The sequence below is a fragment of the Pseudomonas putida genome (assembly GCF_009883635.2).
GTDB classification, from domain to species: Bacteria; Pseudomonadota; Gammaproteobacteria; order Pseudomonadales; family Pseudomonadaceae; genus Aquipseudomonas; species Aquipseudomonas putida_W.
In genome coordinates this window covers 2,105,934-2,122,311 of record NZ_CP026115.2, presented here as the reverse complement: position 1 = coordinate 2,122,311, position 16,378 = coordinate 2,105,934, and the positions used below count along the sequence as shown (strand labels likewise).

Here is a 16,378-nt window from a genome sequence, read left to right as displayed (position 1 = left end):
GTGCGAATGGGCGCCGTTGTGCGTTGAGCGTCCGCTTCAGCGGACAACGCCCCAACCGAGCCTGACAGGCCGAGCCTGCTGCAGCGCCCCTCGGATGGGTGGCGGGATGGCCGCCACTGCGGGCAGCCATGAGAATCGGCAGCGATTATAGCCGTGGCTGTGTGACACACCCAAGGCTTTCTGTCGATTTATCGCGACGATAGTCGATGTTCAATGGAGCGGTGGCGGCCGCTCTGCCATCATTACTTCACGTTAGCCAAGCAGGTCAGGAGTAAAGATGAACTTTCACACCCGCAAATGGGTAAAACCCGAAGACCTCAACCCCAACGGCACGCTGTTCGGCGGCAGCTTGCTGCGCTGGATCGACGAAGAAGCGGCAATCTATGCCATCGTCCAGCTGGGCAACCAGCGCGTGGTGACCAAGTACATGTCGGAGATCAACTTCGTCAGTGCCTCGCGCCAGGGCGATATCATCGAACTGGGCATCACGGCCACCGAGTTTGGCCGTACCTCGATCACCCTCAAGTGCGAAGTACGCAACAAGATTACCCGCAAGAGCATTCTGACGGTCGACAAGATGGTCTTCGTCAACCTGGGCGAAGACGGCTTGCCGGCGGCCCATGGGCGGACCGAGATCAAGTACGTCCAGGACCAGTTCCCGGACTCCGCAGTCGAGTGATTGTCAGGGGCCGCAAAGCGGCCCCTGCCTTTTCAAGGCTGTGCGCTGACTTTGCGTACCACGCGGCCAATGCTCAAACCTTGTACCAGGATCGATGACAACACTACGATGTAGGTGATCGACAACAGCAGGTCACGTTCCGCGCCCAGTGGCAGCGACAGCGCCAGGGCCACCGAAACCCCGCCACGCAAGCCACCCCAGGTCAGAACTCGCACGGTACCTTTCGGCACCGGCCGCCAGCGCCGCAACAGCACGATCGCCGGGGCCACGGTCAGCAGCCGCGACAGCAGCACCGCCAACGCCAGCACGCCACCCGCCGCCAGGTGCAGCCAGTTGAACGGCAACAGCAACAGTTCCAGGCCGATCAGGGCGAATAGCAGGGCATTGAGCATGTCATCGATCAGTTCCCAAAAGCCGTCCATGTAGCGGCGGGTCATGTCGTTCATTGCCAGGTTACGGCCCAGGTTACCGATGATCAGGCCCGCGACCACCATGGCGATCGGTGCCGAAACATGCAGTTCGTAGCACATTGCCGAACCACCGATCACCAGCGCCAGGGTCAACATCACCTCGACCTGATACTGCTCGACGCTCTTGATCATGCGGTAGGTGGCATAGCCGATCACGCCGCCGAACAGCACACCGCCGATGGCTTCGCGGGCGAACAGGATGGCGGTGTCGGAGACGCTCGGCGTTTCACCGAGCTGGATGATGCCCAGCAACACGGTAAACACCACCACCGCAGTACCGTCGTTGAACAACGACTCGCCGACGATGGTGGTCTTCAGCGGCTTGGAGGCGTTGGCGGTACGCAGCGCGCCCAGCACGGCGATCGGATCGGTCGGGGAGATCAGCGCGCCGAACAGCAGGCAGTAGATCAGCGGCACCTGCCAGCCGAACATCGCGAACACCCAGTGCGACAGGTAGCCGATCACCACGGTGGCAATCAGCACACCCAGTGTGGCCAGCAGGCCGATCGGCCAGCGGTAGCTGCGCAGGTCGCTGAGGTTGACGTGCAGTGCGCCGGCGAACAGCAGGAAGGCCAGCATCCAGTGCATCAGCAGGTCATTGAAATCGATCTGGTTCATCAAGCCTTCGACGCGTTCCTCCAGGCCAGGGAAGCCGATCAGGCTCAGGCCCTGCAGCATCAGGGAGAACAGCAACGCCGTGACCATCACGCCGATGGCGGGTGGCAGGCCGATGAAGCGGTAATTTACATAGGTGAGGAGGGTGGTGAGGCAGATAAACGCGGCAACTAGTTCAAGCATCCCGAATCCTGTGAAAGTGGCTTCCAAGTCGTTACCCGAGTGGCTCGGGCAGTTCTTTGATGATCTGGCGAGAGGGTCGGGACACAGGATTTGACCAGAATTGTTGGAATCGTTCCGGATGTATGCGGTTGGAGGGCGCAATAAGGCGGCCAGGTGCGCTCGGTCTCACAGACACAGAATCGCTCCCGGCGTACACATCCCAGGCAACCAGCGGCCCAACGCTATATATTCACCCCTCATAAACTGAAAAACGTCACAAGGACCCGAAGGCGTGCTGGCAACTTCCCTGGTATTGGTCGCCGCCCTGCTGCACGCGACCTGGAACACCCTGATCAAATTCAGCGCCGAGCGCCTGCTGGTGATCGCCAGCATGGACGTCGTGGCGTTGCTGTTCGCGGTGTGCGCCGTGGCCTTCACCGAGTTTCCGCCTGCCGAGATCTGGCCTTGGCTGCTGGCTTCGGCGCTGGCCGAGCAGTTGTATCGGTTTCTGCTGATCCAGGCCTATCGGGTCGGGGATCTGGGGCTGGTCTATCCTCTGATGCGCGGCCTGTCGCCGTTGGTGGTGCTGGGGCTGACCCTGGCGTTTGCCGGTGAGACGCTCAGCTCGCAGCAGATCATCGGCATCCTGCTGATCCCGTGTGGCATGGCGTGCCTGTTGTGGCAGGGCGGCGGCGGTGACCGGTTGCCGTGGTCGATGCTGCCGGTGGTTGCGCTGATCGGCCTGTGTATTGGTTGCTACACCTGGTTCGACGGCCAGGCGGTGCGGTTGTGGGGTAAGCCTTGGGATTACCTGGTGTGGTTGACGCTGCTCAGCGCCTGGCCATTCCCGCTGCTGGCCAGCGTGGCGCGACGGGCGCCCTTCGTGCTGTTCTGGCGCACCCAATGGCGGTTGGGCCTGGCGGTGGGCTTTTGCGTGCTGTTCAGTTACGCACTGGTGTTGTGGGCCATGCACCTGGGGTCGGTGGCTGAAGCGGCGGCCCTGCGCGAATTGAGTGTGATACTGGTGGTACTGCTGGGTATGCGCTACCTCAAAGAACCTTTTGGCGGGCCGAGACTCCTAGCTTGCGGGCTGGTCCTGGCAGGCATGCTGGTGATGAAGCTCTGACCTCACGATCGAACAAGGAGTCCTGTCCATGACCGTTGCCCTGTGGTGCATTTTAATCGCGTTGTTTCTGGCGCCGCTGTGCGCCTTGATTGCAAAAGTGTCGAGTGGCCGCTTCGGCCTCAAGGACAACCACGACCCGCGCGCCTTCCTCGACACGCTGTCGGGCTTGCCGCGCCGTGCGCATGCCGCCCAGCAGAATAGCTACGAGGCTTTTCCGGCATTTGCGGCGGCGGTACTGGTGGCCGATATCGTCGGTAATGCCGAACAGGTGACCCAGGATGTGCTGGGTGTGATGTATATCACCAGCCGCCTGCTCTACATCATCTGCTATCTGGCGGACTGGGCGGCACTGCGTTCGCTGGTGTGGTTCGCCGGGATGGCGTTGATCGTGGCGTTCTTCGTGGTCTCCATCTGAGACCACGAAGTGCTCAACGCCGGATCAGAGGACTTTGGGCACCTCTGGCAGCGGCTGGCCCTTGGGCCAGAGCATCCAGATCTGCCCTTGCTGCTTCATGTTCCCCGCCAGCTCGCCGGCTTGCGGCCCGGTCCCCCAGAACAGGTCGGCACGCACTTCGCCGGCAATCGCTCCCCCCGTGTCCTGAGCCCCCACCGGGCGTACCACCGGCGACCCATCCGGGCGTGTGGTCGACAGCCATAACAAGCTGCCCAGCGGGATCACCTTGCGGTCGATGGCCACGCTGTAGCCCGCTGTCAGCGGCACGTTCAGTGAGCCGCGCGGCCCTTCGTTGCTGTCCGGGCGGACACTGAAGAACACATAGCTAGGGTTGCTGGCCAACAGTTCCGGCACGCGCTGCGGGTTGGCCATGGCCCAGGCGTGAATGCTGCCCATGGTCACGTCTTCTTTTTTCAACTGGCCTTGCTCCACCAGCCAGCGGCCGATTGGCCGGTAGGGGTGGCCGTTCTGCTCGGCATAGCCCAGCCGCAGCTGGCGGCCATCTTCCAGCTGGATTCTGCCTGAGCCCTGAATCTGCAGGAACTGCAGGTCCATCGGATCGGTCAGCCAGGCCAGCACGGGTGCCTTGACGCCATCGCGGCTGATCACCTCGGCAGTGTCGTAAGGTTTGAGCACGCGACCGTCCAGGCGGCCACGCAGGCGCTTGCCTTTGAGTTCGGGGTACACGCTGGCCAGGTCGACCACGATCATGTCATCGGGTACGCCATAAACCGCCACGTGCGCCGCTTCGGTGCGCTTCAGGCTACCGGGGTAGACCGGTTCGTAGTAGCCGGTGATCAGGCCGTTGGCGTTGTTGTCGGCGGAACGCAGGCCATACACCTGCAGGTTCTGCTCAAGGAACGTGCGCACCTGAGTGGCGCTCGCCGTGTCGTTGCCGGCTGCTTCGCAGGTGGCGGCCCACACCGGGTCGCGCTTGAGTTTTTCGCAGCCGCTGCGCCAGGCATAGAAGCCGGCCAGCAGGTCTTCATCGCTGACCGCAGGCAGGTCTTTCCAGGTGGACGGGGCATAGGTGGCGATGGCATGAGGCTCGGGCTTGGCGCTTTCGCCGCCGTTGCAGCCGGCCAGCAGGGCGAGTGCCGGAAGTGTCCAGGCCAGATGGCGCAGGGCAGATTTCATCAGTGGGTACCTGTGGCTGGCGAACATGAAGATTCGCCCTTGTGTTTTATGTGGCTATTGGTCTTTGCCTGGCTGGCGGCGATACTGGCCACCCTTTTGCGTTGGCTGAAGTGACCGTGATGTTCAAGCGATTGACCGTAGTACTGCTTGCTGCCCTTGCCCTGACTGCCTGTGACCGGGTCGACCCCAACTCGCCGTTGGGCAAGCGCAAGGCAATCTTCAAGGACATGCTCAAGACCAGCGAAGACATGGGCGGGATGTTGCGCGGCCGCTTGCCCTTCGACGGAGTGAAGTTCGCCGATGGCGCGTTGAAGCTCGATGGTCTTGCCCATGCGCCGTGGCAGCATTTTCCACAGGCGCGGGATGAGGGTGACAGCAGTGCACGGCCGGAGGTGTGGGAGCGGCAGGCGCACTTCCATGACCTTGCCCGGCAACTGGAGGGTGTGACCGGCGAGTTGGTGGAAGTGACGCGGACCCAACCGCTGGACGCGGCGCAAATGAAGGCACCGATGGATAAGGTCGAGGCGGCGTGCAAGGCGTGCCATACCGAATTCCGCAATCATTGATCGCCTGCGTCAACAGGCGATCATGCAAGGTCAGCGGTCCAGTTCGTCTACTGCTTCCTGCAACTCCTTGCGGGACTCGGCAAGCTTGTCCTTGCGCTTGTTGATCTTTTCCGCGTCGCCCTTTTTCTCGGCCTTCTTCAGGTCCCTCTCGCGCTCCGCCACCTCGTGACGTGCATCGAGCACTTTCTGCTCGCGCTCTTTACGCAGGCTGGCGTCGGTGCAATTGCCAACGCCACGCAGTGCTTCCTCAAGCCCAGCCACCTGATCGCTGTTGCCGTGGTCGCGGGCGATTTTCAGCTGGTTCTCGATGGCACTGCGCTTGGCGGCGCAACCGGTCAAGCCCTCATCAGGCTGTGCCGCTTGGGCAACGCCGGCAGCCAGACCCAGGGTGGTCAGCAGTGTCAGGGTGAAAATCAATTTCATCAAAGCCTCCTTGAGGGGGCGGGTCAGCAAAAGGTGGGGCAAATCCTGCCTTGCTTTTGGCGATTTAGGAACCCTTGTTGGATATTTCTGGAACAATCCAGGCATTTTCCTACAACAGTTTTTGTTAAAACTCATTGCCTCACACGGGTGGCAACGGCGGCGAACCCTTGGATGCCGCTCTCGCTCAGCTGTTGAGCCAGGGCCTGCACGTGCTCGGCCGCGAAAAATACTTGTAGTTGGCTGGCACGAATTGCGCCAATGCCGGGCAAGGCTTGCCATTCAGTGGCTGAGCGCCGGGCGAGGGTTGCCCAGTCGCCCTCGAGCGGCAAATTGCGTGGTATTGGCACTCCAAGACCGCTGATCCACTGATCGAAAGGCCTGGCGCGGCCAGCCTCGAAGCTTCGTTGCAAGCGCCTGGCGCTGGTGTCGCTGATGCCAGGCAACTGGGCCAGTCGGTTGGCATCCAGCTCAAGCCAGTCGGTCATCGACGTTACCAGCCCGGCCTGTACCAGCCGTCGCCAAGTGCCGGGCCCGGTGCCGGGCATGGCCAGGCCATGTTTGCCACTGAGCCAGGTAAGGCGAGCAATGAACTGCTCTTCGCAGTTCTCACCAGCCTGCCAACATGTCAGGGCGCCGTATTGATCCAGCGCAGGAACCGTCAAGCTTTGGCGCTCGGTAGCGCGGTGCACAACCTGCTCGAAGCGCGGGATGGTCAGCCCCGCCAGGCTGATGGCGACCTGATCCCCCGGGCGAATATCGAGCGCCTGCCAGCGAGCCAGAGAGCCCAGGCTCACCTGGGTAACTCGGCGGTCGTCCAGTTTTACCGGCTGCAGCTTCAGGACCGGTGTGATTCGGCCCGTGCGGCCGATGCGAAAGTGCACGTCACGCACTTCGCTCAACACCTGGGCAAAGGGATGCTTCCAGGCTGCGATCCAGTAAGGTGCATTGGTTTGCCAACGCTCGGCGGGTGGCCGTGTGTTCTGGCGCAGGATCACTCCGTCCGTGGCGAAGGGCAGGGCAGAGCGATACCACTGCTGGCGCCAGTATGCAGCTTCGCCAGCGCTGCCGATGGCCACGCTGTAGCGCTGGCTGTCGGGGAAGCCCAGTGCCGCCAGCTGAGCCACACGCTCGCCCTGATCGCTCGGCCCTTGCGGCCAGTCCCAGACAAACAGCGCAATGTCTGCGCCTTGTTCACGGGTCAGCTGCTTGCGCGCCAACAACCCCGCGACGGTGGCGCGGGCGTTGGCGCTACCGTCGCGTGCTTGCACATGGTCTTCCAGGCGCAGATACAGCTCGCCTTGCAGGATCAGGTCCAGTGGGCTTGGCAGTTGCCGGTTGATGCCTTCCAGAACCTTGATATGCCGGCTCCAGTCATGCCCCTGGGTGCCGTCACCCCTGCTGAGCAGTTGGGTCAGGCTGCCTTGCTGATAAACCAGGGTCACCGCGACGCCATCGACCTTCGGTTGTAGCCAGACACCTGTCTTGCCAGTCATCCACTGGCTCACGGCCTGTTCATCCGGCAGCTTTTCGACGCCAGTGTGTGGGATCGGGTGGGCAATCGGCCCGCGTGCGCTGGCCAGTGAATCCAGCTCACTCTCTAGCGCGAAACACCCTTGCAGGTGCAGCAGGCGTTGCCGGCTCTGGTCATAGACCTCATCGGGTACCAGGGACTCGCCCAGGCGATGGTAGTGGTCATCCCATTGGCTAACTGTCGCGCGCAGACGGGTGACTTCTGTGCGAGCCCGCTCGGCTGACCAGGTTGGGCAGTCAGCGGCTTGCGCGTTGAACGATAGAACGAGCAGGAACAGGAGCACCAACGGCATGGCCAGCATCCTTGCTTGGCAGAGGGGAAGCCTCAGCCTAGGCAAAGGAAGCGAGCGTTGCGCTGCGCAGTTGTCAGCCGATATGTCACAAAAAAGCCCCTGCCGATCGCTCGGCAGGGGCTTTCATTTACCGCTGTAGGACAATTACAGGCCGGCAGCGTCACGCAGCGCCTGGGCGCGGTCGGTGCGCTCCCAGGTGAAGGTGGTGAAGGTGTCGTCGCCGACAGTCTTCTGCTGTGGCTCACGGCCGAAGTGGCCGTAGGCAGCGGTTTCCTGATACATCGGGTGCAGCAGGTCGAGCATCTTGGTGATGGCGTACGGGCGCAGGTCGAAGCACTCGCGCACGATCTGGATGATCTTGTCGTCGGAAACCTTGCCGGTGCCGAAGGTGTTGATCGAGATGGAGGTCGGCTGGGCCACGCCGATGGCGTAGGACACCTGGATCTCGCAGCGCTCGGCCAGGCCGGCGGCAACGATGTTCTTGGCCACGTAGCGGCCAGCGTAGGCGGCGGAACGGTCGACCTTGGACGGGTCCTTGCCGGAGAACGCGCCGCCACCGTGACGGGCCATGCCGCCGTAGGAGTCGACGATGATCTTGCGGCCGGTCAGGCCGCAGTCGCCCACCGGGCCACCGATGATGAAGTTGCCGGTCGGGTTGATGTGGAACTGGGTGCCTTTGTGCAGCAGTTCGGCCGGCAGGGTGTGCTTGACGATCAGCTCCATCACGGCTTCCTGCAGGTCTTTCAGCGAGACCTCAGGGTTGTGCTGGGTCGACAGGACCACCGCGTCGATACCGACGACCTTGCCGTTCTCGTAACGGCAGGTGACCTGCGACTTGGCGTCAGGGCGCAGCCACGGCAGCAGGCCGGACTTGCGCGCTTCGGCCTGGCGCTCGACCAGACGGTGCGAGAAGCAGATTGGCGCTGGCATCAGCACGTCGGTTTCGTTGCTGGCGTAGCCGAACATCAGGCCCTGGTCACCCGCGCCCTGGTCTTCCGGCTTGGAGCGGTCGACGCCTTGGGCGATGTCAACCGACTGTTTGCCGATGATGTTCATCACGGCGCAGGTGGCGCCGTCGAAGCCGACGTCGGAGCTGTTGTAGCCGATGTCGATGATGACTTTGCGCACCAGCTCTTCCAGGTCGACCCAGGCGGAGGTGGTGACTTCGCCGGCGATGATGGCGACACCGGTCTTGACCAGGGTTTCGCACGCTACGCGGGCGTACTTGTCCTGGGTGATGATGGCATCAAGGACCGCGTCCGAAATCTGGTCGGCGATCTTGTCCGGATGCCCTTCGGACACGGACTCGGAGGTGAAAAGGGAGTATTCGCTCATCTCGACGGGTTCCTAAAATTTACCGATGGTGAGTGTCGCCAGGCGTCCGCTGAAAATGACGGACCTGTATCTGGAAACCGTTACGCAAGCCTACATAGAGGCTATCCCCGGGGGCCAGCCCGGCTGCTGTGGCCCAACGGGCCAGATCGTCCTGTTCGAAGCCGAGCCAGAGGTCGCCGCAGGCTTCCCGCGCCCAACCCTGGTCATGGCTGCACAGTTCGGTGACCAGCAGGCTGCCGCCTGCCTTCACCCGTTTGGCCAGTTGGCGCAAGGCCAGGGCCGGGTCGCTGAAATGGTGCAGGACCATGTTCAGCACAACGCAGTCGGCTTCCACATCCGTTGCACCCAGTGCATCGGCCAACTGCAGGTACACATTACCCAGGCGTTCGCGTTCGCAGACCTGGCGCGCCAGCTCGAGCATGGTCGGGCTGTTGTCCAGGGCAGTGACCTGGGCGAAGCGCCGTGCCAGGTCCGGCAGGAAACCACCATCGCCGGGGCCGACTTCCAGCGCGCTGGCGGTCGACGCGAAGTTCAGCTTGTCGAGTAGCGCCAGCAGGCTTTCGCGGTACTGCGGCAAGCCGGCGATGAGGTCTTGCTGGGCGCGGAATTTTTCTTCCACACGCAGGAAGAAGTCCTGGCTGGTGGCGGCGCGGCGTTGCTGCACCTGGGCAATGCGGGCCTGCACATCCTCCGGCAAGGCCAGGTCGTCGACCTCATCGAGCAGGGCCATGTGCAGGCGCCCGCCGAAGCGCTGGCCATCGGGCAGGGCGCGGCGGTAGAAGATCGCATTGCCTTCACGCCGCGTGGCCACCAACTCGGCCTGGGCCAGCACCTTGAGGTGGTGGCTCATGCCCGACTGGCCGACGTCGAAGATCTGCGCCAGCTCCAGCACGCCGAACGAATCACTGGCCAGGGCGCGCAACACGTTCAGGCGCAGCTCATCGCCACTGGCCTTGCACAGGGCGGCCAGTGTGTCGCTTTGCTGGGGGATCGGTTGCGCACGGAGGTTCATGGTGCGGCAGTCTAGACAGGCGGGGCTGCCCCCGCAAGGTCAATATCAAAAAGTTTTGATATTGGCTGATGGGCGGGTGGCCCTGGCGGTTTTTTCGCCGTTATGGAGGCCAATCACAGGAAAATCCCCCAACTGCGACCATCCGTCATTGCCCCCGGCCCCCGCAGTGGGCGAAAATGGCCGCCTTTTTCGTGACACCACCTATTCAAGCCCCAGGAGATAAGCGATGCCCAGCCGTCGTGAACGTGCCAACGCCATTCGTGCACTCAGCATGGATGCCGTGCAAAAGGCCAACAGCGGCCACCCAGGTGCCCCCATGGGCATGGCGGATATCGCCGAAGTGCTTTGGCGCGACTACATGAAGCACAACCCGAGCAACCCGAAGTTCGCTGACCGTGACCGCTTCGTGCTGTCCAACGGCCACGGCTCGATGCTCATCTATTCGCTGCTGCACCTGACTGGCTACGATGTCACCATCGATGACATCAAAGGCTTCCGCCAGCTGCACAGCCGTACCCCGGGCCATCCGGAATACGGCTACACCCCAGGCGTCGAGACCACCACCGGCCCGCTCGGCCAAGGCATCGCCAACGCCGTGGGCTTTGCCCTGGCCGAGAAAGTGCTGGCTGCACAGTTCAACCGTGAAGGCCACAACATCGTCGACCACAACACCTATGTGTTCCTCGGCGACGGCTGCATGATGGAAGGTATTTCCCATGAAGTCGCCTCGTTGGCCGGCACCCTGGGCCTGAACAAGCTGATCGCCTTCTACGACGACAACGGCATCTCCATCGACGGCGAAGTGCACGGCTGGTTCACCGATAACACCCCGGCGCGTTTCGAAGCCTACAACTGGCAAGTCATCCGTAACGTCAACGGCCATGATGCCGATGAAATCAAGATGGCCATCGAGACCGCGCGCAAGAGCGACCGTCCGACCCTGATCTGCTGCAAGACCATCATCGGTTTCGGTTCGCCTAACAAGCAGGGCAAGGAAGACTGCCACGGCGCACCGCTGGGCAACGACGAAATCGCCCTGGCGCGCAAGGAACTGAACTGGAACCACGGTCCGTTCGAAGTCCCGGCCGACATTTACGCCGAGTGGGATGCCAAGGCTGCCGGTGCCAAGGCCGAAGCCGACTGGAACCAGCGTTTCGACGCCTACGCCAAGGCCTACCCGGAACTGGCTGCCGAGTTCAAGCGCCGCGACAGCGGCGAGCTGCCGGCCGACTTCAGCGAGAAGGCCCAGGCCTACATCAATGAAGTGGCCGCCAAAGGTGAAACCATCGCCAGCCGCAAGGCCAGCCAGAACGCGCTGAATGCCTTCGGCCCGATGCTGCCTGAGTTCCTCGGCGGTTCGGCTGACCTGGCCGGCTCCAACCTGACCCTGTGGAAAGGCTGCAAAGGCGTCGAAGCCAACGATGCCAGCGGCAACTACGTGTTCTACGGCGTGCGTGAGTTCGGCATGACTGCGATCATGAACGGCGTCGCCCTGCACGGTGGCCTGGTGCCTTACGGCGCAACCTTCCTGATGTTCATGGAATACGCCCGCAATGCCGTGCGCATGTCGGCACTGATGAAGCAGCGCGTGATCCACGTCTACACCCACGACTCCATCGGCCTGGGCGAAGACGGCCCGACTCACCAGCCGATCGAGCAGCTGACCAGCCTGCGCAGCACGCCGAACCTGGACACCTGGCGCCCAGCCGACGCGGTCGAATCGGCCGTGTCCTGGAAAAACGCCCTGGAGCGCAAGGACGGCCCATCGGCGCTGATCTTCTCGCGTCAGAACCTGCAGCACCAGGCGCGCGACGCCCAGCAGATCGCCGATATCAGCCGCGGTGGCTATGTGCTCAAGGACTGTGCTGGCGAGCCTGAGCTGATCCTGATCGCTACCGGTTCGGAAGTGGGCCTGGCTGTTCAGGCGCAGGCCAAGCTGACCGAGCAGGGCCGCAAGGTGCGCGTGGTTTCCATGCCTTGCACCAGCGTGTTCGATGCCCAGGACGCTGCCTACAAGCAATCGGTACTGCCGGTCGAAGTCGCTGCGCGCATCGCCATCGAAGCCGCCCACGCGGACTTCTGGTACAAGTACGTTGGCCTGGAAGGTCGTATCATCGGCATGACCACCTACGGTGAGTCGGCTCCGGCCGCTGCACTGTTCGAGGAATTCGGCTTCACTCTGGAGAACATCCTGGGCACCGCCGAAGAGCTGCTGGAAGACTGATACAGGCGTAAGGCGAGGGCTTCGCCCTCGTTTCGCGACACAAGGCCGCTCCCACAAGGTACTGCGTACGCGGTCTCTGTGGGAGCGGCCTTGCGTCGCGATGGGCCGCAACGCGGCCCCAACAGCCATCATGCGTTAGCGAGCCACCCAATGCCCCACCCGCGTCCCTACAAAGTTGCACTCAACGGTTACGGCCGCATCGGCCGCTGTGTCCTGCGCGCACTGTTCGAGCGGGGGGCAAAGGCCGGTTTCGAGATCGTTGCGCTGAACGACCTGGCCGATCAGGCCAGCATCGAATACCTGACACGCTTCGACTCCACCCACGGGCGTTTCCCCGGCGAGGTGAAGGTCGACGGCGACTGTCTGCACATCAATGGCGACTGCGTGAGAGTCATGCGCAGCGCTACGCCTGAAGGCATCGACTGGGCCGCCCTGGGTGTCGACCTGGTGCTGGAGTGCTCCGGCGTCTACCACACCCGCGCCGATGGCCAGCGCTTCCTCGATGCCGGTGCGCCGCGCGTATTGTTCTCGCAGCCCATGGCCAGCGAGGCCGATGTCGACGCCACCGTGGTCTATGGCATCAACCAGGATTGCCTGACCGGTAACGAACGCCTGGTGTCCAACGCCTCCTGTACCACCAACTGCGGCGTACCGCTGCTGCGCGTGCTGGACCAGGCATTCGGCATCGAGTACGTGCAGATCACCACCATCCACTCGGCAATGAACGACCAGCCGGTGATCGATGCCTATCACCACGAAGACCTGCGCCGCACGCGCTCGGCCTTCCAGTCGGTGATCCCGGTGTCCACTGGCCTGGCGCGCGGCATCGAACGCCTGCTTCCGGAACTTGCCGGGCGAATCCAGGCCAAAGCGGTACGTGTGCCGACCGTCAACGTCTCGTGCCTGGACATCACCCTGCAGACCGCCCGCGACACCAGCGCGGCCGAGGTCAACCGGGTGCTTCGCGAGGCAGCGCAGAGCGGCCCGCTCAAAGGCTTGCTGGCCTACACCGAGCTGCCTCACGCCAGCTGTGATTTCAACCATGACCCGCATTCGGCCATCGTCGATGCCAGCCAGACCCGCGTCTCAGGCCCACGCCTGGTGAACCTGCTGGCTTGGTTCGACAACGAATGGGGGTTCGCCAACCGTATGCTCGACGTTGCCGAACACTATCTGCACGTCGTCCACCCAACCCGCAGCAAACAGCCCTGAAGGACTGCATTCATGACCGTGTTGAAGATGACCGACCTCGACCTGCAAGGTAAGCGCGTACTGATCCGCGAAGACCTCAACGTACCTGTGAAGGACGGTGTGGTAGCCAGCGATGCGCGTATCCTGGCAGCGCTGCCGACCATCAAGCTGGCCCTGGAAAAGGGTGCGGCGGTAATGGTCTGCTCGCACCTGGGCCGCCCGACCGAAGGCGAGTTCTCTGCCGAGAACAGCCTCAAGCCGGTTGCCGACTACCTGAGCAAGGCCCTGGGCCGCGAAGTACCGCTGGTTGCCGACTATCTGGACGGCGTTCAGGTCAACGCGGGTGACCTGGTGCTGTTCGAGAACGTGCGCTTCAACAAGGGCGAGAAGAAGAACGCCGACGAGCTGGCACAGAAGTACGCCGCCCTCTGCGACGTGTTCGTCATGGACGCATTCGGCACTGCTCACCGCGCTGAAGGCTCCACCCATGGCGTCGCCAAGTTCGCCAAGGTCGCTGCCGCTGGCCCGCTGCTGGCCGCAGAACTGGACGCGCTGGGCAAGGCCCTGAAAGCCCCGGCCAAGCCGATGGCGGCCATCGTTGCCGGCTCCAAGGTGTCGACCAAGCTGGACGTGCTGAACAGCCTGAGCAGCGTCTGTGACCAGCTGATCGTCGGTGGCGGCATTGCCAACACCTTCCTCGCCGCTGCCGGACACCCGGTCGGCAAGTCGCTGTACGAGCCTGACCTGGTCGACACCGCCAAGGCCATCGCCGCCAAGGTCAGCGTGCCGCTGCCCGTCGACGTGGTGGTTGCCAAGGCCTTTGCCGAAGACGCCGAAGCCACCGTCAAGGCCATCGCCGACGTAGCCGCCGATGACATGATCCTGGACATCGGCCCGCAGACCGCAGCCAATTTCGCCGAGCTGCTGAAGTCGTCGAAGACCATCCTGTGGAACGGCCCGGTCGGCGTGTTCGAGTTCGACCAGTTCGGCAACGGCACCAAGGTACTGGCCAAGGCCATCGCTGATAGCGCCGCCTTCTCCATCGCCGGTGGTGGCGATACCCTGGCGGCCATCGACAAATATGGCGTCAGCAAGGAAATCTCCTACATTTCTACCGGTGGCGGTGCTTTCCTCGAGTTCGTCGAAGGCAAAGTGCTGCCCGCCGTGGCGATCCTGGAAGAGCGGGCAAAAGCCTGACAATGGCGGCGCCTGGCAAAGGGAGCGACCAGATGGTCAAGCAATTGCCTGTGATGATCCTGGCCGGCCTGCTGTGCGCTTGCTCCAGCGGTCCGTCCTCGGATGCCGACCCGGCGCAGCCGCCCAAGGGCGGTTGCTACCAGTCCGAGTGGCAGGCCGAGACCGTGCCGGTCATCAGCAAGCGCGTCGGCCCGCAAGGCCTGGAAAAGTACGACGAAGAACACCAGCACCAGGCGCCGGGTTGCCCTTGAAGAGAACGACCGGATAAGGCGTTTCGTCGGGGCAGGCAACCAAGCGACCGCTGTGTGGTCATCTAGAGGATATGTAATGAAAGCGCTGCTGGCCTCGATGGCCCTGGCGACACTGGCAGGATGCTCGCTGATGCAGCCTGCGCCTTCCGCCCCGGCGGACAACTGGACCCGCTGGGTCTGTGACACCCAGGCCGAAGTGCTGTGGCGCTTCGCTGATGCACAACGGGACCAGGTTGACGTGCGCCTCGGCGGCGGTGACCAGGTCTATCGGCTCAAGGCCGAGCCGGGCGCCTCTGGCGCGCTGTACAGCGATGGCGTGCTGGCCTTCCACACCAAGGGCGAAGAAGGCCTGGTGTATTGGGTGGCAACCAACGATCTGATTGGGCGGGGCTGCAAGGCACCGTGACTGGCCGGGCCGCACAGGCGGCCCACACTACTTGAACAGCAACCGCCCCTGCGGCAGGCTTGCACGAAACAAACGACGCTTGTCGGGAGAGAGATACACAATGGCACTCATTAGCATGCGCCAGATGCTGGACCACGCCGCCGAGTTCGGTTACGGCGTTCCGGCTTTCAACGTCAACAACCTCGAGCAGATGCGCGCCATCATGGAAGCGGCCGACAAGACCGACTCCCCGGTGATCGTCCAGGCTTCGGCCGGTGCCCGCAAATACGCTGGCGCCCCGTTCCTGCGCCACCTGATCCTGGCTGCCATCGAGGAATTCCCGCACATCCCGGTGTGCATGCACCAGGACCACGGCACCAGCCCTGACGTCTGCCAGCGCTCGATCCAGCTGGGCTTCAGCTCGGTGATGATGGACGGCTCGCTGGGTGAAGACGGCAAGACCCCGACCGACTACGAGTACAACGTCCGCGTTACCCAGCAGACCGTGGCCATGGCCCACGCCTGTGGCGTTTCGGTGGAAGGCGAGCTGGGCTGCCTGGGTTCGCTGGAAACCGGCATGGCCGGTGAGGAAGACGGCATCGGTGCCGAAGGCGTGCTGGACCACAGCCAGATGCTGACCGACCCGGAAGAAGCCGCCGACTTCGTCAAGAAGACCCAGGTCGACGCCCTGGCCATTGCCATCGGCACCAGCCACGGTGCCTACAAGTTCACCAAGCCGCCTACCGGTGACGTGCTGGCCATCGACCGCATCAAGGAAATCCACAAGCGCATCCCTAACACCCACCTGGTGATGCACGGTTCTTCCTCGGTGCCACAAGAGTGGCTGGCGATCATCAACCAGTACGGCGGCGACATCAAAGAGACCTACGGCGTACCGGTCGAAGAGATCGTCGAAGGCATCAAGCACGGCGTGCGCAAGGTCAACATCGACACCGACCTGCGCCTGGCGTCCACCGGTGCCATGCGCCGCCTGATGGCACAGAACCCGAGCGAGTTCGACCCGCGCAAGTTCTTTGGTGAAACCGTGAAAGCGATGCGTGACGTGTGCATCGCCCGTTACGAAGCGTTCGGTACCGCCGGCAATGCCTCGAAGATCAAGCCGATCTCCCTGGAAGGCATGTTCCAGCGCTATCTGAAGGGTGAGCTGGCCGCCAAGGTCAACTGATTCACAGGTGCAGTCATGAAAAACCCGCAGCGATGCGGGTTTTTTATGTGTCGAAAAAGCTGCAAGGCAACCGTTAGTCGGCTACCGTGAAACTAATTCACTGATAGCGATCTGATTGCATTGCTTGTCGCAACCGCAGGTC

The 16,378-nt window shown here is 62.9% G+C and carries 16 protein-coding genes and 1 riboswitch; of the genes, 10 read left to right on the top strand and 6 right to left on the bottom strand.

The window, feature by feature from the left end; all coding sequences use genetic code 11:
* Position 1: 1 nt before the first annotated feature.
* Positions 2-98, bottom strand: a riboswitch (S-adenosyl-L-homocysteine riboswitch).
* Positions 99-277: 179 nt separating this feature from the next.
* Positions 278-679: an acyl-CoA thioesterase gene (locus C2H86_RS09735; RefSeq protein ID WP_012274534.1), complete on the top strand. Its 402-nt coding sequence runs from the start codon at positions 278-280 to the stop codon at positions 677-679.
* 32 nt (positions 680-711) lie between these two features.
* Here the strand turns inward: C2H86_RS09735 and C2H86_RS09730 are convergent, their stop codons facing one another.
* Positions 712-1,947 (bottom strand): cation:proton antiporter, encoded by a 1,236-nt coding sequence (locus C2H86_RS09730; protein WP_103445969.1) that lies wholly within the window; start codon positions 1,945-1,947, stop codon positions 712-714.
* Between the two features lie 271 nt (positions 1,948-2,218).
* Between C2H86_RS09730 and C2H86_RS09725 the strand changes: the two genes are divergently transcribed.
* Both C2H86_RS09725 and C2H86_RS09720 read left to right on the top strand, forming a co-directional pair.
* On the top strand, positions 2,219-3,052 hold the full coding sequence (locus C2H86_RS09725; protein ID WP_159412388.1) for an EamA family transporter: 834 nt from the start codon (positions 2,219-2,221) through the stop codon (positions 3,050-3,052).
* 28 nt (positions 3,053-3,080) lie between these two features.
* The gene (locus tag C2H86_RS09720) at positions 3,081-3,467 is read left to right on the top strand and encodes an MAPEG family protein (protein ID WP_159412387.1); all 387 of its coding nucleotides are present in this window, start codon (positions 3,081-3,083) and stop codon (positions 3,465-3,467) included.
* A gap of 24 nt (positions 3,468-3,491) precedes the next feature.
* Here the strand turns inward: C2H86_RS09720 and mltA are convergent, their stop codons facing one another.
* Positions 3,492-4,643: a murein transglycosylase A gene (mltA, locus tag C2H86_RS09715; RefSeq protein WP_159412386.1), complete on the bottom strand. Its 1,152-nt coding sequence runs from the start codon at positions 4,641-4,643 to the stop codon at positions 3,492-3,494.
* A 119-nt stretch (positions 4,644-4,762) separates the two neighbouring features.
* Here mltA and C2H86_RS09710 point away from each other — a divergent pair, with 119 nt between their 5' ends.
* Positions 4,763-5,209 carry a c-type cytochrome gene (locus tag C2H86_RS09710; RefSeq protein WP_159412385.1) on the top strand — a complete coding sequence of 149 codons (447 nt, stop codon included), beginning with the start codon at positions 4,763-4,765 and terminating at the stop codon, positions 5,207-5,209.
* Positions 5,210-5,239: 30 nt separating this feature from the next.
* Here the strand turns inward: C2H86_RS09710 and C2H86_RS09705 are convergent, their stop codons facing one another.
* The 4 genes from C2H86_RS09705 to C2H86_RS09690 form a co-directional block, all read right to left on the bottom strand.
* Positions 5,240-5,632: a DUF1090 domain-containing protein gene (locus C2H86_RS09705; RefSeq protein ID WP_159412384.1), complete on the bottom strand. Its 393-nt coding sequence runs from the start codon at positions 5,630-5,632 to the stop codon at positions 5,240-5,242.
* A gap of 131 nt (positions 5,633-5,763) precedes the next feature.
* Complete coding sequence (gene ligB, locus C2H86_RS09700) at positions 5,764-7,455, bottom strand: NAD-dependent DNA ligase LigB (RefSeq protein ID WP_159412383.1); 1,692 nt, start codon at positions 7,453-7,455, stop codon at positions 5,764-5,766.
* Positions 7,456-7,599: 144 nt separating this feature from the next.
* Entirely contained in the window at positions 7,600-8,790 is a 1,191-nt protein-coding gene (metK, locus tag C2H86_RS09695; RefSeq protein WP_103445962.1) for a methionine adenosyltransferase, read from the bottom strand.
* Positions 8,791-8,809: 19 nt separating this feature from the next.
* Positions 8,810-9,802 carry an ArsR/SmtB family transcription factor gene (locus C2H86_RS09690; RefSeq protein WP_159412382.1) on the bottom strand — a complete coding sequence of 331 codons (993 nt, stop codon included), beginning with the start codon at positions 9,800-9,802 and terminating at the stop codon, positions 8,810-8,812.
* A 226-nt stretch (positions 9,803-10,028) separates the two neighbouring features.
* On the opposite strand from C2H86_RS09690, the gene tkt reads away from it, so the two are divergent.
* The 6 genes from tkt to fba all read left to right on the top strand — a co-directional run bounded on the left by tkt (position 10,029) and on the right by fba (position 16,236).
* Entirely contained in the window at positions 10,029-12,026 is a 1,998-nt protein-coding gene (gene tkt, locus C2H86_RS09685; RefSeq protein ID WP_159412381.1) for a transketolase, read from the top strand.
* A gap of 150 nt (positions 12,027-12,176) precedes the next feature.
* Positions 12,177-13,238: an erythrose-4-phosphate dehydrogenase gene (gene epd, locus C2H86_RS09680; protein ID WP_159412380.1), complete on the top strand. Its 1,062-nt coding sequence runs from the start codon at positions 12,177-12,179 to the stop codon at positions 13,236-13,238.
* Between the two features lie 12 nt (positions 13,239-13,250).
* Positions 13,251-14,414 (top strand): phosphoglycerate kinase, encoded by a 1,164-nt coding sequence (locus C2H86_RS09675; RefSeq protein ID WP_159412379.1) that lies wholly within the window; start codon positions 13,251-13,253, stop codon positions 14,412-14,414.
* Positions 14,415-14,446: 32 nt separating this feature from the next.
* Complete coding sequence (locus tag C2H86_RS09670; RefSeq protein ID WP_159412378.1) at positions 14,447-14,665, top strand: hypothetical protein; 219 nt, start codon at positions 14,447-14,449, stop codon at positions 14,663-14,665.
* Between the two features lie 76 nt (positions 14,666-14,741).
* Positions 14,742-15,071, top strand: coding sequence for an MliC family protein (locus tag C2H86_RS09665; protein ID WP_110633321.1), 330 nt, complete (start codon positions 14,742-14,744; stop codon positions 15,069-15,071).
* 100 nt (positions 15,072-15,171) lie between these two features.
* A complete protein-coding gene (gene fba / locus C2H86_RS09660) occupies positions 15,172-16,236 on the top strand; it encodes a class II fructose-bisphosphate aldolase (protein WP_008093958.1) in 1,065 nt (354 codons plus the stop codon).
* The last annotated feature ends 142 nt before the right edge of the window (positions 16,237-16,378 follow it).